This is a genomic window from Celerinatantimonas yamalensis (assembly GCF_046054155.1).
Lineage (GTDB): Bacteria > Pseudomonadota > Gammaproteobacteria > Enterobacterales > Celerinatantimonadaceae > Celerinatantimonas > Celerinatantimonas yamalensis.
Window position 1 is genome coordinate 37936 of record NZ_JBEQCT010000012.1, and the last position, 17931, is coordinate 55866.

18 protein-coding genes are annotated in these 17931 nt (G+C 46.8%); 4 read left to right on the plus strand and 14 right to left on the minus strand.

The annotated features are described in order from the left end of the window. Nucleotides 1-268: 268 nt before the first annotated feature. Complete coding sequence (locus ABUE30_RS17635; RefSeq protein WP_408625157.1) at nucleotides 269-2119, minus strand: methyl-accepting chemotaxis protein; 1851 nt, start codon at nucleotides 2117-2119, stop codon at nucleotides 269-271. Nucleotides 2120-2741: 622 nt separating this feature from the next. Beyond that, nucleotides 2742-3410, minus strand: coding sequence for a 2OG-Fe(II) oxygenase (locus ABUE30_RS17640; protein ID WP_408625158.1), 669 nt, complete (start codon nucleotides 3408-3410; stop codon nucleotides 2742-2744). A gap of 213 nt (nucleotides 3411-3623) precedes the next feature. On the opposite strand from ABUE30_RS17640, the gene ABUE30_RS17645 reads away from it, so the two are divergent. Then, a complete protein-coding gene (locus tag ABUE30_RS17645; protein ID WP_408625159.1) occupies nucleotides 3624-4460 on the plus strand; it encodes a DUF2076 domain-containing protein in 837 nt (278 codons plus the stop codon). A 92-nt stretch (nucleotides 4461-4552) separates the two neighbouring features. Here ABUE30_RS17645 and ABUE30_RS17650 read toward each other — a convergent pair whose 3' ends face one another. The 3 genes from ABUE30_RS17650 to ABUE30_RS17660 all read right to left on the minus strand — a co-directional run bounded on the left by ABUE30_RS17650 (nucleotide 4553) and on the right by ABUE30_RS17660 (nucleotide 6076). After that, on the minus strand, nucleotides 4553-4687 hold the full coding sequence (locus tag ABUE30_RS17650; protein ID WP_408625160.1) for a hypothetical protein: 135 nt from the start codon (nucleotides 4685-4687) through the stop codon (nucleotides 4553-4555). Between the two features lie 385 nt (nucleotides 4688-5072). Then, nucleotides 5073-5417: a hypothetical protein gene (locus ABUE30_RS17655; RefSeq protein WP_408625161.1), complete on the minus strand. Its 345-nt coding sequence runs from the start codon at nucleotides 5415-5417 to the stop codon at nucleotides 5073-5075. A 62-nt stretch (nucleotides 5418-5479) separates the two neighbouring features. After that, nucleotides 5480-6076: a class I SAM-dependent methyltransferase gene (locus tag ABUE30_RS17660; RefSeq protein WP_408625162.1), complete on the minus strand. Its 597-nt coding sequence runs from the start codon at nucleotides 6074-6076 to the stop codon at nucleotides 5480-5482. Between the two features lie 128 nt (nucleotides 6077-6204). Between ABUE30_RS17660 and ABUE30_RS17665 the strand changes: the two genes are divergently transcribed. After that, nucleotides 6205-7236 (plus strand): DMT family transporter, encoded by a 1032-nt coding sequence (locus tag ABUE30_RS17665; protein WP_408625163.1) that lies wholly within the window; start codon nucleotides 6205-6207, stop codon nucleotides 7234-7236. 73 nt (nucleotides 7237-7309) lie between these two features. Next, nucleotides 7310-9103 (plus strand): glycosyl hydrolase family 28 protein, encoded by a 1794-nt coding sequence (locus ABUE30_RS17670; RefSeq protein WP_408625164.1) that lies wholly within the window; start codon nucleotides 7310-7312, stop codon nucleotides 9101-9103. A 75-nt stretch (nucleotides 9104-9178) separates the two neighbouring features. Here the strand turns inward: ABUE30_RS17670 and ABUE30_RS17675 are convergent, their stop codons facing one another. The 7 genes from ABUE30_RS17675 to ABUE30_RS17705 form a co-directional block, all read right to left on the minus strand. Beyond that, on the minus strand, nucleotides 9179-10015 hold the full coding sequence (locus tag ABUE30_RS17675) for a carbohydrate ABC transporter permease (protein ID WP_408625165.1): 837 nt from the start codon (nucleotides 10013-10015) through the stop codon (nucleotides 9179-9181). Then, a complete protein-coding gene (locus ABUE30_RS17680; RefSeq protein ID WP_408625196.1) occupies nucleotides 10005-10868 on the minus strand; it encodes a carbohydrate ABC transporter permease in 864 nt (287 codons plus the stop codon). The genes ABUE30_RS17675 and ABUE30_RS17680 overlap by 11 nt, the downstream gene beginning before the upstream one ends. A 54-nt stretch (nucleotides 10869-10922) precedes the next feature. After that, complete coding sequence (locus tag ABUE30_RS17685; RefSeq protein ID WP_408625166.1) at nucleotides 10923-12230, minus strand: ABC transporter substrate-binding protein; 1308 nt, start codon at nucleotides 12228-12230, stop codon at nucleotides 10923-10925. After that, nucleotides 12227-13297, minus strand: coding sequence for an ABC transporter ATP-binding protein (locus ABUE30_RS17690; RefSeq protein WP_408625167.1), 1071 nt, complete (start codon nucleotides 13295-13297; stop codon nucleotides 12227-12229). Before ABUE30_RS17690 ends, ABUE30_RS17685 begins: the two co-directional genes overlap by 4 nt. Then, complete coding sequence (locus ABUE30_RS17695; RefSeq protein ID WP_408625168.1) at nucleotides 13294-14109, minus strand: phosphodiesterase; 816 nt, start codon at nucleotides 14107-14109, stop codon at nucleotides 13294-13296. Before ABUE30_RS17695 ends, ABUE30_RS17690 begins: the two co-directional genes overlap by 4 nt. Before the next feature lie 355 nt (nucleotides 14110-14464). Further along, complete coding sequence (locus tag ABUE30_RS17700; protein WP_408625169.1) at nucleotides 14465-14902, minus strand: GNAT family N-acetyltransferase; 438 nt, start codon at nucleotides 14900-14902, stop codon at nucleotides 14465-14467. Next, nucleotides 14899-15399: a carboxymuconolactone decarboxylase family protein gene (locus tag ABUE30_RS17705; RefSeq protein ID WP_408625170.1), complete on the minus strand. Its 501-nt coding sequence runs from the start codon at nucleotides 15397-15399 to the stop codon at nucleotides 14899-14901. Before ABUE30_RS17705 ends, ABUE30_RS17700 begins: the two co-directional genes overlap by 4 nt. Nucleotides 15400-15468: 69 nt before the next feature. Between ABUE30_RS17705 and ABUE30_RS17710 the strand changes: the two genes are divergently transcribed. Then, nucleotides 15469-15948, plus strand: a complete 480-nt coding sequence (locus tag ABUE30_RS17710) for a MarR family winged helix-turn-helix transcriptional regulator (protein ID WP_408625171.1) — start codon at nucleotides 15469-15471, stop codon at nucleotides 15946-15948. 111 nt (nucleotides 15949-16059) lie between these two features. On the opposite strand, the gene ABUE30_RS17715 is transcribed toward ABUE30_RS17710, so the two are convergent. Together ABUE30_RS17715 and ABUE30_RS17720 are read right to left on the minus strand one after the other, a co-directional pair. Then, nucleotides 16060-16839 (minus strand): N-acetyltransferase, encoded by a 780-nt coding sequence (locus ABUE30_RS17715; RefSeq protein WP_408625172.1) that lies wholly within the window; start codon nucleotides 16837-16839, stop codon nucleotides 16060-16062. A gap of 68 nt (nucleotides 16840-16907) precedes the next feature. Then, nucleotides 16908-17930 carry a HoxN/HupN/NixA family nickel/cobalt transporter gene (locus ABUE30_RS17720; protein ID WP_408625173.1) on the minus strand — a complete coding sequence of 341 codons (1023 nt, stop codon included), beginning with the start codon at nucleotides 17928-17930 and terminating at the stop codon, nucleotides 16908-16910. Between the last annotated feature and the right edge of the window lies 1 nt (nucleotide 17931).

Sequence of the window (17931 nt, forward strand, 5' to 3'; positions counted from 1 at the left end):
TTTTATATTTACTAACATAAACAATCAGTTAATTATAAAATTTGCAGCATCGCCTTTTGCCAAACTAGCCGATATGGCTTGAGTGAAGCGAAGGGACAAAAAACAGCTCGACATGGAGGCACACCAATAGAGGCAACACTGCGTATCATCACGCACTATCAACCTCTCGCGGCGAAGACTATGCGCTTGATTTCATTGATGCTGCACGCGGTCCTAACGGTTGTCAGCCAGCCCACTAACGAAACCTCCCGACGTCACAGCGCTTGGCTCAAAGGTTAAATTGACTCACTTGATCATGCAGACGTTTAGCAATCGCATTGAATTGTCTAGCCTGTTCGGAGCTGTCATCGGATTGCAGTTGTAACTGCGCGGCGACATCAGAAATTCCTTGCGTATTGCGAGAGATATCATCGGTTACGGCGCGTTGTTGCTCGGCAGCGCTTGCGATCTGAATCGACATATCATTAATCTCTGTGATGGATTGCGCGATTTTCTCCAACTCAATTTTAGCTTTATTGGCTTCGGCAACACTCAGTTGGGCCTGTTCTTGGCTATCCGTCATAGTTGCAACCGTTTTTTGGGTATTTTCTGAGAGCCGCTTGAGCATATCGCGGATTTGCTCGGTTGCGCTATGGGTAGTTTGAGACAGTGAACGGACTTCATCGGCCACCACTGCAAATCCACGCCCATGCTCGCCTGCCCGCGCCGCTTCAATAGCCGCATTCAATGCTAACAGATTGGTTTGTTCGGCCACATTTTGAATCGTAGCCAAAATTGTGGCTATTTCGCGACTACTTTGATCAAGCTGCAAAACATGCTCGGCAGTCGTCTCAAGTGATTGTGCAAGGCTCTGAATTTGCTGCTGATTGGCGCCAATCACCTGTAGACCAGTGGCACTGGCTGTCGATGAACTTTGCGCCGCGTCAGCCGTTTGTTCGGCGTGAGTAGCCACTTCATTGGCGGTCGCGCTCATCTGATGCAATGCCGTAGCAACTTGCGCAACATCTTGCTGTTGATGGGTAAGCTGCTGATGCGTTTTCTCGGCATTTTGCGCACTTTGGTGCGCATTTTCATACAACGCTTGGGTATCGGCTTGAACCGCAATCAGCATTTGATGCAGCCGTTCTAAAAACACATCGAAGCTTTTCGACAGTTTGCCTATCTCATCTTGACGCTCAAAACGCAAACGATGGGTCAAGTCAGCATTGCCCTGCTGACCGAGCGCATCGATCGCCTGTTGCAATTTTTGCAGCGGTAAAAAAGCGCGCGAAATTGCCACATAAACCACCACCACAACGATCACAAAACCAATCGCACTGTATAAAATAATATGCCACAGAGTACTTTCAAAATCGCTAAACGCCGCTTGCCGATTAAAGCTTAACGCCAGCACCCATTGCGTATTGGGAACCGGGGTGAAATTAACCAAACTGGCAGTTCCGGCCACAGTGGCCGCATGAAGTTGGTCACTTTGTGCTATTGATGCTGCGCTAAGCTCAGGACTTAACTGCTGAATTGATTTAAGTTCCCATTTGGCATCGGGATAAACCAGAATTTTACCCTGTTGATCGAGCAAAAAGGCTTCCATATTATGATGACTAAGAGCTTTGAGCTGCGCCACCATTTTTTCTAGCGATAAATCCACGCCAAACACACCGTCGGGCACTTTTTGCAAAATACTCATCACTAACTGATGAGTACCCATATCTAAATAGGGTTCGGTTTTATACAGTCCAAATTGACGAGCCTGCTTATACCAAGGTCGAACTCTTGGATCGTAATCAGCCGGTAAATGATAATTCGGGTCGCCGCTAATAAATTGACCTTGCTCAGTGCCCAGATAGGTCAAACTGAGTTCACCCGTTAATTGGGCCTGTCGAAGGCTCGCCACAAAGTGATCACCACGCTTAAAGTGGCTCATGGTTTTTACGATATGCGTCTTACTTTGAATCCACTCGCCAAGCTGACGAGCAGTAGTTTGCCCAAGTTGATTGGCATCTGACTGCAGCGATGTCATCACATTGTTGTGTATTAATATACGCTGTACGCTAAAAAGTCCCAGGGCTAGCAGGGCTAGCACCACAAAGACGCTAAACGTAAGTTTTTGTTTAATTGACATAAGACTGCTCCATCATTCTAGACAACGGTCAATAACGGCAAAAACAACTCGCTAGTCAAAAATTGAATTAGATTCACTTGCTAGCATTTAATCATCAACAGCGGTGGCATAATCATCACGGCTACTATGTACCATGAATTCAAATTGACTAGTGTTAAATATTTAGGTCATCTTGAAAGGTGATCTCTGGAGCAATCGCGGTTGTTTATATGCGCGAAAAGCTGCACTGGTTTTGTGCATATCAGAGAAGAATTCACCACTTTGGCGCATGAAAAAAACTGTATGAACAACTAGTTACCAACGATGCTTTGATATTTAAAACAGTATAATTAATGGCCTATAATTTCAAGTAGAAGCCACCGATTTAAATATCAATTGCGTAGGCGGCGCCTAAAAGGGGAAAGGTATAACGAGAAATGACGGCTTGGGATGTAGGATTTGCCAATCACCAATCGACTCGCTGTTGCACTCAAGCAGTTTAGCCGAGCTCCCCCATACAACCCCCAGTAACGGCTCATCAAGATGAGGGACTAACCATCTAACAGGGTCGTCTTGGGCGCCCCTGCTTATGTCAATAAGAACGTTTCACGCAACAATAAAGCCCTCCGCCGCACCCCAAAATTTAGCGCGGTGGGTCAATCCGCCCAGCCAGCGAGTTATTGAGCCGATACCAACCAGCAATCGAGTAGCGATGCCGCTTGGCACAAAGTACTTCATGGGGGAACTCTTCACTTAGAAAAATCGCTACCGTCCCCAATGCGGGGAGCACTTTGATGCCTTGTTGGTCAGTATCATCAAGGTAGAGGACCATCTCGCCCCCCTCATCACTTTGCCAGTCACCATTGAGATAAGCCACCACTGTTAAAACACGATTAGCTTGGCCGCGAAACGCATCATAATGGCGTTTATAAAAATCGCCGGGGGCATAATGGGCGTAGTGACTCTCAAATGAAAATAACCCCAAGAACAGGCGCCGATTTAAAAACTGTTGTAACTGGGCCGTCCAGTCGAGCCAGCTTTGCCCAGTCGCAGTATCGCCATTGATCCAACAAATTTCATCGCGACGAATAAATTGATTGCGCTGAAAATCATCGCGCCGACCGACTCCTGCAGGGGCAAATTCATCATCAATCTGGCGCACTTGGGTGGTCAGTTGCCAAACCAAATGAGGAGGAATAGCCTGAGGCTGAATACTATACCCTTTGCCGCGCAAATCATTGGCGATGCGCTCAAACAGATCGTGTGGATAAGTGGGCCCAAAATCACTCGCTTGGTATGCAATGGCACCCATAATCTCTATGTCCTATTAGGTGCTCTTTGGGGTAGATACCTTAACGGAGCGCAATTGTTGGCAGGTATCACTAGTGTGGTACACTTTTTTGATTTATAGGGCAGTTGCAGCAATGGCGCAAGTTATAAATCGCTGAAATAGCACATTGGCTATTGAACCTCCATGCATTTTTGTGGACTAATAAGAAAATCGTTGTATTTTTGAGGTATTACGATGGACCAGAATACGAAACAAGTGATCGATAGTTTGTTTGAACGCTTACAAAAAGCGGAAGCACAAAATAGCAACCGCGATAGTGAGGCTCAATCACTCATTGAAAAACATTTAGTGGCCCACCCTACGGCTCCCTACTACATGGCCCAAACCATGATCATGCAAGAGGCGACCATTAAACAGTTACACCAGCGTCTCGAGGCGCTCGAGGCGCAGCAGCAAGCACAACCTCGCCAAAGCGGGGGATTTTTATCTGGATTATTCGGCGGCAATCATCAATCAGCGCCACAAGGCAATCCGAATACAGGTTGGAACCAACGTGGCGCGCAGCCAAATTACAACCAACCAGCAAATGGGCAATCTAACTATGGACAGCCGAACTATCCACCACAAGGGGGCGGATTTGGGCGTGGCAACAGCTTTTTAGGCGGTGCTCTGCAAACCGCTGCAGGAGTGGCTGGCGGCGTGGTTCTAGGCAATATGATGATGGATATGTTTAGCCATCATCAAAGCCAAGATATCGTCAATATCATCAATGACAACCCCACCGATATGAATGCAGATATGAACAATGGAGTGAACGACCCAACCAATCAGTTTGCCGATGGCATGGATAACAACGGTCAAGATGCGAGCTTTGATCAAGGATTGAATAACGATAGTGGTTTTGCCGATAATCAAGGTGGCTTTGATAACGGCATGGGGAATGGTTTTGCCGATAATCAAGGCGGTTTTGACAACGGTGTGGACAGCGGCTTTGATGATCCTTTCTCGGGCGGCGGCTTTGATGGAGGAGGCTGGGATGATGGCGGCGGCTTCGATGACTTTAATAGCTGAGCATTATCATCGCCCAGCGGCCTAGCCTTATGACGACAGTGAAGATGCAACCATTTAAATTCACTGTCATTGAGCGGCAATGTCGCTGCTAACTACGCTTCGGCGCGGGTGACAACTTCGCCCAGTTGTGACTCGCAGCTGATCTGTTCAGCAACGCCATGCACTCGTAGCTGTGCGCGGATCTTTGTTCGTTGCAGTAACGTCGGCATCACGCCATAAATAATCATGCTTTTCTCTCTTGTTATACCGCATACAGATATGCACAATTGTGGTAATTTACAGACCAGATGATTACATTTTTACAGTGAGTTGGAGAGCTTTGGCGCAAAAGAACCCGCAGGGTATGTTTTTTACATAAGCAATTCATAATTCATTATAAATGTCAGAAATGCTGTTAAAACGAGCCCGTCTAATCTCGAATATCAACACGCCCTAACATTAGGCAAGCATCTCGAACTGCGACAGATTGAGAACACCATATCGATTAGAGTTCTATAAATGGCTCATGAAGATACGTCGGCCAAGCCAATGGCCACTGCTTTGGGCACCCATTAAAAAGAAGCGAAAGCCGAATCGCAGTCCCACTACCATGGTAATTTACTAGCCTATCTATCACGTCGGTTTTTTAATGGTTAATTTGAGCAGATCTGGCTTGGGATGCGTCAATAATAACGGTTGATCTTGAATCGCCTGTTGTACCGCTTGCATCACGCTCAAACGTCCAATGACTGGATGTGCTTTGAGCGGCCAAACCTTAGGATTTTTCAATTCAATAAAACACCCTGAGCCATGGGCTATTTGCTGCAGCGTTTCATCCATGCGAGAAAAATGCAGTTGATAATCGCCGATGACCAAGCAGTGATCCGCCAAATTGGCGCTCGCTAGCTCGTGATGGCGAGCACAACCCGTTAGTATCAGTGTCATTAATCCAACCACTCGCCATCGAATCGTGCGCATCTCACAAGCCTATCTGAATCAAATTAATTTCAATGTATCAGAACCATCCCGCAACGCAACGGCTACCTTAAAGAGCGACTCGCGACCAACTCGACCACATCAGCCATGCCATTATGATAAAGTCCTTCATGAATTTCTCTTTGGCGCTGCTGGCAGACGATTGGCTTAAGCTGAGCAAAATCTTGCTGTAATTCATTCAGTGATACCAACATATCCAACTGTTTAGGGCCCCCCGTGCCACATTGCAGTTGTTCAGGGCTATAGGCCAGATAGAGGATCACACCGCCAGGAGCTAGGTGCTTACACATCTGTTGATGCAGCTGTTGGCGAATAACCGGCGGAAGATGGCAAAAGATCATCACCATCAAAGAATATTCCCCTTGAATTTGATAGTGGGCTAAATCCGCGACAGTATAATTAAGCGAAACCTGACGCGCCTTAGCCAGTTGCAGTGCTTTTTTCTGACCCATCTGTGAGCCATCAACGGCATCAACGGTATACCCTTGCTGCGCCAAATAAACGCCATTGCGCCCTTCGCCCTCGCCTAACATCAACACGCGGCGAGTCGGTAGTGCTAACTGCTGGATTTGTTCAACCAAAAACACATTGGGCTCTAAACCATAGGCATATTGCTCTTGGGCAAAGCGTTCATTCCACATATAAAACCTCTTTTTAATTAGAATAACCTAATATATTAGACACGCAGAGGGAGTGCAATAGCTTTGCTTTACCTAACTAGCTCATCTCGCTAAGGTGATGTTTTGTGACCCATTCGAGCTGAAAGATCATGTCAAGTTTACCCACCTCTAGAATCCTGTCCTCATCTCAGCCACAAAACTTGCTCAATCGTCCAAGCTCGCGCTTATTGCTAGCGATAATCGCCACGTTGTTATGGGGCAGCGCATTTCCGATGGTCAAACTAGGTTATGTCAATCTAGGGATTGAACACTCCCAAACCTTTACCCAGATTCTGTTTGCTGGTTATCGTTTTAGCGGAGCAGGGCTGTTTTTGCTGCTGTTGAGCAGCCTGGTGCACCGACAAACATGGCGCTTTAGCGCTGATAAACTGCTGCGCGTCGTCAAAGTAGGCAGTTGCCAAACGTTCTTGCAATATATCTTTTTCTATTTAGGTTTGGCGTTAGCCAGTGGCATCTCTAGTGCCATTGTGGCCAGCGCCGCGCCATTTTTTCAACTCATTATTGCCCATGTATTATTTGCCGATGACAAGCTCTCGGCGCGCAAAGCCATCAGTGCCATCATCGGCTTTTGTGGCATCGGTTTTTATCAGGTCATGGAATATGGCTGGGCATTACATTTAGGGGTTGGTGAAGCGTTGATGCTCATCGCGATGCTCTTTAGTGCCTATGGCAATGTATTAAGCAAACGCAACATTCGCCCGGGGCTGCCCGTGCTCACCTTAACCGCGTGGCAGATGCTTCTCGGTGGCGCAGCGCTAACTGGGGTTGGCGCTATCAAAGTCGGCTTAATGCCATGGGTTTGGTCGGCCCTCTCACTGATCTTGTTAACCTATCTATCGGCGCTGTCTGCCTGCGCTTTTTTGATCTGGAATACCTTAATGGCGCACAATCGGGTGAGTCAAATTTCGGTTTTTTTATTTCTCATTCCGATCTTTGGCGTGTCGTTGTCAGCCATCATTCTTGGTGAAGCGCTGCATTGGTATGTACTTCGTCGCCGGCATCGTCTTAGCTCATCGCAGCAAAACGTAACCATAACGCCGATTCAGCAATGGATAGTCAAAATATCTATTCGTGATAACGGGATGACGAAAACAGATAAATATGTATACACAGCTTTGTGATCATCAAAACATTTATTAAGCGATGCTATCTATATAATTAAAACACCTTTTCAATTATATGACGAAGCATACAATGCTGCATCAATGGCTTGCATTGCCTAAAACATTTGTGGGATTCGCGACTTTATGGCTGCCTTGTTTGGCAATGGCCGCCCCAGTGGCGCCATCCCAAGTGCAGATCCCATCCCTTGCTTTTGATGATCAGAGTGTCGTCGTTACTTGGCAAGTACCCACTGATATTCGCCATATTCGGGATTATCAAATTATTGAAAATGGCAAAGTAATCGCAACCGCTCAAGCGAACAATGCGACGTATGCTGCCAGTGCCCCTTATATCAAGGCTTTTTATCAACAAGACAGCGACCATTTTGCCACACCCATTGTTTGGCAAAGTGCCACCATTACCGGGCTTTTGCCTAAACATCACTATCAATTTGCAGTACAAACCATCGATGATAAAGGTGAGATTTCGCCATTAAGCCAGTCTGTCACTGTCACCACAACTGCACGCCCAACCACACTCTCAGTAAAAAGCTATGGCGCACTCGGCGATGGCAACACGCTCGACACCAGTGCAATTCAAAAAGCGATCAACGCTTGTCCGAAAAACTGCAAATTAGTGATCCCTGCGGGAACCTATCGCACCGGCGCACTTTTTTTGAAAAGTGACATGACGCTCTATCTTGCCAAAGGGGCTACCTTATTAGGCTCAAGTCGAGCTCAAGACTATCCCCCCATTTATAAGCTCTACCCCTATTCAAAAACGATGCGACCCGCATCCCTGATTAACGCCATTGACCCGAACCATCATGTCGCAGGGACATTTAAAAATATCCGCATTGTGGGACAAGGCACCATCGATGGCAATGGTTGGAAAACAGTGACAAAAACCTACACCGACACCTTAGGCCAAATGCAGCCTCACTATCCATTTAGTGGCCGTGAACGTTACCAACGCGATGGCATCTTAGCTAAAAATCAGGTAGATCAGGCGCTCAAAAACGGCATGTCGCTGCACTTAGCTTACGGACAAATGCGCTCAAGTTTGATGACGCTACGCGGCGTCGACCATCTTTATATCAGTGGCATCACCATTAAAAATCCGGCCTACCATGGTCTGATGGTTCTCACTAGCCGACATATCGTGATTAACAGCATCTACGCACAAACCTATGATGCCAATAATGGCGATGGGGTAGAACTGGGCAATAGTCAAGATGCCCAAATATTTAACAGCTATTTTGATACAGGCGATGACAGCATTAACTTTGCCGCTGGCACTGGCAAGCTGGCGAAAAGTCAACCTAAAACCGAACAAGTGCAGATCTTTAATGACTTCTTCCATCATGGCCATGGCGCCGTTGTGTTAGGCAGCCATACGGGCGCTGGCATAGCGAATATCAGTGCGCAAAATAGCGTGGTCGATGGCTCCAATATTGGCCTTCGCATTAAAAGCACAACCAGCATTGGGGGCAGCGTACAAAATATCTCGTTTAATAATATCGCAATGAAAAATGTCAGCCAAAATGCCCTGACGGTCACCCTTAAATACAGTGATCCAAATGCATCCATTGACTATCCAGCGGCAACTGTACCCGTATCCATTGGCCATATCCAAATGAATCATGTCAGCATGGATACCATCACCGGAAATGACCCGTCCATCAACATTCAAGGGGAAAAACAACACGCTATCTGGTATGACGCCATTGATCTCAATGATGTTAAGTTGCGTCGTGTGAGCGCAGCCTTTATTGAAGATCTCAAAAATAGCAACTTCACGGATGTGCGGTTTAGCAACAGCAAACAGCCCTGGCATGTACAACATGTTCACAATGTCACCATCAACGGCCACTTGATGAACTAACTTAATAAGAACTATCATCGCGCCCATCCTCGCACCATGCAAAGATGGGCAAAGATGGGCGAAGATAGGCAAAAATTATTTAATTCCAGAGAAACCAAAGCTGCGCATAAACTGTTTTTGAAACAATAAAAAGGCGATCACTAGTGGTGCGCACACCATCAAGGTTCCAGCACTGACCAGTCCCCAATCACCGCCAGATTCTGCGCCCATGGCAAACGAGACTAAGCCAATGGTCAAAAGTTGTTTACTCGGGTCGCTTAAGACCATCAGTGGCCACAGATATTCATTCCAGTGATAGGTGACACTGACCACGGCAAAGGCGAGCATCGCTGGGCGAGCCATCGGGATCAATACATACCAAAGTACCTGCCACCAGTTTGCCCCCTCAAGTACGGCGGCCTCTTCTAACTCTTTAGGAATATTTAAAAAGGTCTGACGCATTAAAAACACCCCAATCCCTGAAGCAAAATAAGGCAACATAGCACCCGTTAAGGTATCAAGCAGTCCCATCGATTTAAGCGTCAGCAAATTCGGCACCATCACCATCACGGGCATAATCATCATCTGCATTAAAAACCCGTAGAACAAAAGATTTTTACCCGCAAACTCATAGTAAGCAAACACATACCCCACCACCGTGATCGCAACCAGTTGAACCAACAAGGTACCAAAGGTAAAAAACAGCGTATTGCCATACAATTGCAACCAATCAGCACTTTGCCATGCCTCACTAAAATGGCTCAAGGTCACTGGCGTGCTTGGTATCAGCGATGCCATCGCACCGCCAAACAGCGTTTGCCCAAATGAAGATTTCACCATCCATAAAATTGGCGACAACCACAAAATAGCCAAACACAGCATCACGAGCACGCCAATGCCCGCACCAAGGGTCAACTTGCGATTAATGTGCATAGTGAGTTCCCTTCTCAAGCATTCGTAAATTAAACACCGTCACTGCCATCATCACCACTAATAAAACGAAGGTGGCTGCCGAAGCTTTGCCATAGTCATTGGTTTGGGTCGCCAATTGGGTAATATAGTAAAGCAAGACATTAGTCGACTGATCGGGGCCACCTTGCGTCATCACCGCCACATGATCAATTTGCGTAACCGCGTAGATAAATGCCACTGTCACAACAAAGTTGATGGTCGGACGCAGCAGCGGCAAGGTAACTGAATAGAATATCTGAAAACGATTAGCCCCTTCCATACGTGCTGCATCGATCACCTCATCTGGAATCGCCTGCAACCCCGCCAAAAAGAACAACATGTAATAGCCGGTAAACTTCCATACGCCAAGTGCGGCCATGGCGATCAGCGCAGAGCTTTTAAGCCCCAAATAATTGGTATTCATCCAGCCAAATAATTGGCTCAAGTAGTAATCCAACAACCCCATGGACGGCAGGTAGACAAATAAAAACAGGGTAGCAACGCTGACTAGCGGCAAGACCATCGGCATAAATATCACCGCTCGTAACCCTTGGTTAAAGCGGGTATTACGTTGTAGCAATAGGGCTAGAGCCAACGCTAACAACAAACTAGGCACCAACGTCATGACAATATAGATCACGTTGTTATAGCTGGCTTGCCAAAACACCGGATCGGCAAACAGTCGCTGATAATTTGCCCACCCAACGAAGTGAACATGATTAACCAAACGCGTATCAAATAAACTATCAATGACCGAACGAACAAACGGCAAGTAGGTAAATAGCCCTAAGAAAACGAGCGTCGGTAGCAGTAATAAATAAGGACGAGCACGCAGCACCAAAGCCTCCTTGAGCGATGAAAGCCCGCTTAACGCGGGCTCTTAGATAGATTATTGTTGATCAAGTGCAGTCTGCTGCTGATAAGGCGCTAAGATTTTATCGGCATTGGCCTGTGCAGTGGCAGCGGCCTGTTGCGGCGTGATATCCGGGCTACTAATCATCGCTGCGAGCTGATTTTCCATCGCTTGACGAACGGCTACCGTTTCATAAGTAGAATACCAAGGATAGGCGTATTTAAGCTGCTTAAAGGCCACCAATGCACTTGGGTATTTGTTTAAAAAGGCCTTCATTTCAGGAAGATCATAGGCTTGTTTGCGCGGGGCAAAGTAACCGGTAAAGCGTGACCACTGACCGTTGATCTTCGGGCTCACCAAATACTGCAACAAGGTATAGGCGGCTTTTTTCTGATCCGTGCTAATCCCTTTAAATGAAACCAATGACGCGCCGCCAATGATCACCCCACGACGAACATTTTTCGGCAGCATTGCGACCCCAAGGTGGAATGATTTCGCATGGCTACGAATAAAGCTTAAAGAGCCGGTCGACATCACCGTCATACCCAGTTTACCCGAGAGGAACTGCGCATCGATCTGTTTGCTATCAAGCACCCCTTTTGGCATCGTTTTATCTTTAAATATTAAATCTTTATATAAATCCAACGCGCCGATGGTGGTGACCGAGTTATAATAGACTTCACCGGGGTAATCCGGGTTATTGAAAAAGCCGCCATTGGCATGTACAAATGATGATAAAACCCAACCGCCATAGTCATTGTTGGTCGATGGCAACATGATGCCCCATTGACCTTGGCTCAAATTAGTAAGTTTGCGAGCATCTTCACGCAGTTCAGCCCAAGTATTCGGCGCATGAGCGATCCCTGCCTTGTTAAACAGATCTTTATTGTAATAAAGCACAGGTGTGGAGTTGTGAAATGGGATGGCATACGCTTTACCATCAAACATGGCATTTTTTTGTACGGCCTTCCAAAAATTCGCCTTTAAAAAGGCTGTCGCATCATGCTCTTTACCATATTTAAACAGTGCATCCATCGGCAAAATTTCATCATTAATTGCCAAGTCAGCCGTATAGTTGGCAGACATGATCACCAACGCAGGTGGATTGCCAGCTTTAGCCGCAGCTTCTGCTTTTTGTTTGGTCGTATCATAGCTACCCGTAAAAATCGGTCGCACTTTGATATTGGGATGTTCTTGATTAAAGTTTTTGATGAGTTTATTCATCTCGACAGTCAACTTGCCATCCACAGGGGCTGGGAACATCATATCAATATGGGTTGCGGCCATCGTCGGCGCTATAGTTCCCGCGGCAATGATGGCTGCGAGCAACGTCTGTTTGTTCATAGAAGATCCTTATCGGCTATCCGTTGTTGAGTCGCACCAGAGAACAGGTGAACCCGCTCTGGTAAAAAGTGACAAGTAACCGTCGCATCCACATCGGGCAGCGACACATCGTTTTCACAAAAAAATTGCAATGGACCAAACGCTGTTTGCAAACACACCAGTCGAACATGACCCAGCAGCTCATGGCGCAGTAACTGACCACTCATTTGATAACGACCATCAGCACTGGGACCGAGCTTGATATGTTCAGGGCGAAGTCCCAACCACACTTTCGACTCATCGACATCTAACTGAACCGTCCAATCACACAGCTGTAGCTGTTGATTTTGCAAAGGAAGTGACCATAAGTTCATGCTCGGTGAGCCGATAAAACTCGCAACGAATAAGTTGGCAGGCGAGTGATAGAGCGCTTCTGGCGAACCAATCTGCTGGATCTCCCCTTTATCAAGCACCACAATGCGATCCGCCATAGTCATCGCTTCAACTTGGTCGTGGGTCACATAGACAGTGGTGGTTTTCAGTCGCGCATGCAGCGCCATGATGCCATCGCGCACTTCATGGCGCAGTTTGGCATCTAAATTTGAGAGGGGCTCATCCATTAAAAATAATCGAGGATCGCGCACAATAGCTCGCGCCATCGCAACGCGTTGCCGTTGCCCACCCGATAGTTCTTTAGGGCGGCGTTTGAGTAATTCATCCAGTTGTAACATCGCCACCGTCTGCGCGAGTAAATCGCGTTTATCCCGCAGTTTTTCTCCACGCACTTTCATGCCAAAGGTGATGTTTTGCTCCACGCTCATATGCGGAAACAACGCATAGCTTTGAAAGATCATCGAAAAATTACGGACTTTTGGCGAGCTATGAGTGATCTCTTTACCATCACAATAGAGCGCCCCGGAAGACACCGGCTCAAGACCGGCAATCATCCGCAATAAGGTCGACTTACCACAGCCGGAGGCACCCACTAAGACTAAAAACTCGCCATCTGCAATCTCTAAACTAAGATCATTAATAACCGTAGCTGTTTCATACGCTTTATGGATATGGGTTAATTTAACCTGGCTCATTGAACTACTCTTTCATTCACCCAAGGAAAACGGCGCATCCCTTGCAGACCGCTAAAATGATGTTGATAACTCACCCATCGGCCATTATCGGTGACGGTATGGATAAGGCATGATGCTTGGCCAAATTGATAATAGGGGGTGCTATCATTTTGATAAACGGGGATTTGCACTGATGTTGCTGGGGCCGCCGCAATGATTAATTGCTGATAACTGGTGATACTAAAACAATGATTATGCCCACAATATATACCGCTGAAATGCGAATAACGCTGCGCGAATGTAAGCAAGGTATCACCGTTTAGACAACAGATAGGGTCCATATGCGCCGAGTTCATTGATATCGGGGGATGATGCATAAAGACAACCACTGGTTTATCACAACTTTTAAGCTGCACCTCAATCCAGTCAAGAGATGCTTCACTCAAATGCCCGTATGTTTGTCCTAGCACAGTTGAGTCAACAAATAACAAGCGATGAAACGGATACTCCACGGCATAACGCATCTCGCCAGCTTGTTGCAAAGGTGGGCATAACGGCGCGAACGCATCAATAAATGCCGCGCGCTCATCATGGTTGCCGTTAATCACATACAGCGGACAGCGGATATAACTTAAAATTTTGGCTGCTGCTTGATACTGTGCGCTGATTCCATCGTTACTGATGTCACCCGTAATGACTACCGCATCCACGGGTTCATGCAGCTGATTAAGCTGATGGATAATATCGGCATTTTGGGCATTCACATCAACGCTGCCATATAAGCGCTCACCTGCGCTCACAAAATGCATATCACTTAATTGGGCAATTCGCATCGTTACTTACCTCAGTGCCTTTTCATGTCTGCCAAATTAGAGTGATTTGATGACATTGCAATGAAGTTAAAATGACAGAACGGTGACATTAATCGGCGTAGACTATTGATTAATATAAAATTAATTAGTAATAAACGAAACGTTCTAAGGACTTACAGCCGCCGTTGGCAATGGATTGTCTCATCTTGGAATTACATCCCACCCCAATCGTCGCAATACTGATAGGCAACGGCTCACTGAGCCATCCGCTGACACCCAAATGACTTTGGGTGATGAGCTAGCGCTGTTTGACTTGAAGTATTCGGCGTCACATGACGTTTTAAAATGAGCTAGCCCGGCGGCAATAAATGGTGGCTTAAATTGTCTGAGCGAAACGCAAAGAAGTTGCCAATAGATTGCAGCGAAAGTAAAAACGATGCCCTAACGCATTACTCAACGGGGTATCTAACACTATCTTTTTGCACCCTAATATAATGGCTTGATCGCGTAAAAAGACCAATAGCTGTTCCCCATAGCCCTGACTTCGCACATGTTGGTCTGTCACTAGATCATCAACATAGAGAAATCGCCCATGGGCTAAGTTTTCTTCAACCCGATAACCTGCCATAGCCACCGCTACCTGCTTATCATAGAGTGCAATAATGCAATACCCTTGCTGGCGCTGGCGCTGCCAGCATTGAATAAATTCGTCAACTGTTTGCAGATTAGGACGCAGTTGAGTGACCAATGGATAAAGCACTTCGACCTCACTTGGCGCTGTTATTTCTTTAAGCTGATAACGCTGTGGCTTCATGCTTGGCGCTCCACTGCAATCAACTGGGCTGCGGGGATCATAGGCGTAAATTTCAGTCCACCAGCGATGCGATTCCACGCGTTGATGTTGGCAATAGCCGCAGTTAAATAGCCTATCTCAGCGATAGAAAATTGCTGTGTTAGTTTGTCAAAACATGCTGAATCAACAGATTGTTGCGCCATCATTGTCAATGTTTCAGCCCACTCAAGTGCGACCCGCTCACGCACTGAATAACAATCCACGTCATGCCACACCGAGAGCAAATTGATTTTTGCGATAGGCAACGCTAATTTTTGCACCATGTTCAGATGCAATTGCAGACAAAACGCGCAGCCATTGATTTGAGAAACTCTGATTTTTAGCAATTCAGTTAATGATTTTTCAAGGCCCGAATCATCAATGGCTTGACCTAACGCAGTTAACGCCGCCACAACCGCTGGTGCCAACCTCTTGTAAGATGCATAGTCAATACGAGCGGATTTATCACTACTTGTCATTTCTTTCTCTCCAACAAAGTTATAATATAAGAATTCGAACATATTTGAATATATCAGAACTCTTACATTATGAGCAATAAGAAAAACACGCGCGTTAATATTCCAGCCATTGGCGAAGAAAAACGAGGTGAGCAAGGTCATATAGGCTACCTGCTACGTCAAGCTCACGCAGCGCAGCGAATTCGAATGGAGAAAGCATTGGCGCAACTGGCAATCACCTTGCCACAGTTTTCAGTATTAACCATGTTGGTGGCCTATCCTGGGGCATCCGGCGCAGATTTAGCTAAATTGTCCTTACTAACGCCGCAAACAATGAGTGTCATTCTCAGCAATTTAGAAAAAGCGAAATTAATTACCCGCCACCCAAATAAAGAACATGGGCGCATTCAACTCATCGATATGACCAGTGAGGGTTTGGCGCTGCTGGCACAATGTAAATTAATTGCCGAATCGGTAGAAAAAGAGCTACTCGACGGCATCACGCCAGATGAAGAAGGTATTGTCAGACGTTGGCTGGTTGATGTTGCCAAAGGCCACAAAGCATTGTGAATATAAGATAAGCGGGATAAGCGGTATCACAAGCAAAAAACGGTTGCGCCCAGACATCTCATCGTTTTATAGATGAAATGTCTGGGCTCAGCGGGTAAGAGCCTGACATCGCTACACATATTTCTCCCATACGGTGCGGTGTGTCAGTGTTGAAAAACCAGCCGCTCTACAATTTTTGCTGCTAACCGAATGCGGCATCACATCGGTAAACAGATGCGCTACGCCAAGCGCCTTGGCATCGTTAATGCGCGCATGTAACAGTGCACTTTGACAACCATGACGACGCGAAGGCTCTTGGGTAAAAGCGTTGGCAAAGATGGCACAATCACCTTCTATAAACGACGTCGCCCACGCGCGCGGGACATCATCAATAAAAGCGACAAAACAGCGAAACGTTTCGGTACAATAATAGCGGCGCTTGATGGCCCAAATCGCATCATCACAGGCCAATCCAGACGTTTTTAACAGTTGCAAAAATGCGTCGGCGTGGCTGTTATCCCACATCTCTACGTTCAGCGCAGCAAGTCTAGCAGGGACCTGATAATGGGCCGTCTCTAAAGCCAAAAATTCCAGGGCATAACTAGGCAGATAACCATGGGCAGATAAAGAGTGCGACAGCGATAGACTCATCGCATCGGGTTCAATGCTAATTTCAGGTGAATGAGTCTCAGCATAAAGCGCTATCACCTCAGCGATCGAGCCATTCGCGTTGGCTTGGTGGATCAATACTTGGTTATCATAACGGCGCGTTCCGTCAACAAATGCACTCACGCCCGGTCGACGGACTAAACGCAGTGCACTAGGTTGTGCGGTTGATAGAGTCCGCATATTATTAAATCGAAAATAGCGATCATAACAAGCTTGCTGAATGGCTCTAGTTGGTTGACTCATCGAGTCTCCTTCATTGACAGCAAAAAGGGCGCTGATCCTATGCAACCATTTAAACGGTGATGAATCAGCTAAGCCACCATATCATCGTACCCGCGCCAGCGGTAGTTCAGCAATGAAAGCACCCAACACGCCACCATAATACCAATCACAATAAAGCCTGCATTACCGAGGTGATCATTGACCAGTGCCACACCATCCCAAATACCACCTTGTAAGTTTAATTGGTCAGCAATGAGCCCCAGCGCTTCTAATCCGCCGATAACAAGTGCCACGACCACGGAGGTTGCAGTGATGGTGATATTGTAATAAAGCTTGCGTAGCGGTTTATCAAAAGCCCAGCCATAGGCATGTACCATCACCATATTATCCAGCGAGTCAACCAGCGCCATCCCTGCGGTAAATAACGCTGGGAAAACCATGATCGACCACACCGACAAACCACTGGACGAACCAGCCGCTGAGATACCAAGCAACCCCACTTCGGTGGCCGTATCAAACCCCAAGCCAAATAAAAAGCCAATGAGATACATCTGCCAACTGTGTTCAACAAGGCCAAAGAGTTTGCGATATAAGCGGCTCATCAGTCCACCAGCAAGAACCGTATCGAGATCAACATCATGTTGTTGTTGACCATTTTTGACCGCTTGGAAACGCCGCCAAACATCACGTAAAATCGCCAAATTGACCACGGCTAACACCAGTAAAAACAACGCTGACACAGAGGTACCGATCACCCCACCAACATCATGCAACCACTGCCAATGGGCGGTAAAATGGCTGGCTAGGCCAGCAATGCCAATCGAAGCCAGCACCACAATAGTCGAATGGCCTAGTGAGAAAAAAGCCCCTACCGCTAGTGGCTTTTGCTGTTGTTGCATTAACTTGCGCGTGACATTATCAATTGCGGCAATATGATCTGCATCGACAGCATGACGCAGCCCATAGGTCCACGCTAAGAGCGCCGTGCCAAGTAACGCCGCATGTTGATGAAAGACCATCACCGCCCACAACCAAGCAGCCACATTCGCAGCCAATAACCCCCCGATAAGGACGATGCCGCGAGAATTCTCTTTATTGCCAAAATAGTTCATT

Bases quoted from the DNA above. Each gene is read 5' to 3' on its own strand.
- ABUE30_RS17685 (WP_408625166.1), bottom strand. From the start codon at position 12,230: ATGAACAAACAGACGTTGCTCGCAGCCATCATTGCCGCGGGAACTATA.
- ABUE30_RS17665 (WP_408625163.1), top strand. From the start codon at position 6,205: ATGTCAAGTTTACCCACCTCTAGAATCCTGTCCTCATCTCAGCCACAA.
- ABUE30_RS17695 (WP_408625168.1), bottom strand. From the start codon at position 14,109: ATGCGAATTGCCCAATTAAGTGATATGCATTTTGTGAGCGCAGGTGAG.
- ABUE30_RS17670 (WP_408625164.1), top strand. From the start codon at position 7,310: ATGCTGCATCAATGGCTTGCATTGCCTAAAACATTTGTGGGATTCGCG.
- ABUE30_RS17635 (WP_408625157.1), bottom strand. From the start codon at position 2,119: ATGTCAATTAAACAAAAACTTACGTTTAGCGTCTTTGTGGTGCTAGCC.
- ABUE30_RS17710 (WP_408625171.1), top strand. From the start codon at position 15,469: ATGAGCAATAAGAAAAACACGCGCGTTAATATTCCAGCCATTGGCGAA.
- ABUE30_RS17715 (WP_408625172.1), bottom strand. From the start codon at position 16,839: ATGAGTCAACCAACTAGAGCCATTCAGCAAGCTTGTTATGATCGCTAT.
- ABUE30_RS17655 (WP_408625161.1), bottom strand. From the start codon at position 5,417: ATGCGCACGATTCGATGGCGAGTGGTTGGATTAATGACACTGATACTA.
- ABUE30_RS17640 (WP_408625158.1), bottom strand. From the start codon at position 3,410: ATGGGTGCCATTGCATACCAAGCGAGTGATTTTGGGCCCACTTATCCA.
- ABUE30_RS17645 (WP_408625159.1), top strand. From the start codon at position 3,624: ATGGACCAGAATACGAAACAAGTGATCGATAGTTTGTTTGAACGCTTA.
- ABUE30_RS17720 (WP_408625173.1), bottom strand. From the start codon at position 17,930: ATGAACTATTTTGGCAATAAAGAGAATTCTCGCGGCATCGTCCTTATC.
- ABUE30_RS17660 (WP_408625162.1), bottom strand. From the start codon at position 6,076: ATGTGGAATGAACGCTTTGCCCAAGAGCAATATGCCTATGGTTTAGAG.
- ABUE30_RS17690 (WP_408625167.1), bottom strand. From the start codon at position 13,297: ATGAGCCAGGTTAAATTAACCCATATCCATAAAGCGTATGAAACAGCT.
- ABUE30_RS17675 (WP_408625165.1), bottom strand. From the start codon at position 10,015: ATGCACATTAATCGCAAGTTGACCCTTGGTGCGGGCATTGGCGTGCTC.
- ABUE30_RS17650 (WP_408625160.1), bottom strand. From the start codon at position 4,687: ATGATTATTTATGGCGTGATGCCGACGTTACTGCAACGAACAAAGATC.
- ABUE30_RS17700 (WP_408625169.1), bottom strand. From the start codon at position 14,902: ATGAAGCCACAGCGTTATCAGCTTAAAGAAATAACAGCGCCAAGTGAG.
- ABUE30_RS17705 (WP_408625170.1), bottom strand. From the start codon at position 15,399: ATGACAAGTAGTGATAAATCCGCTCGTATTGACTATGCATCTTACAAG.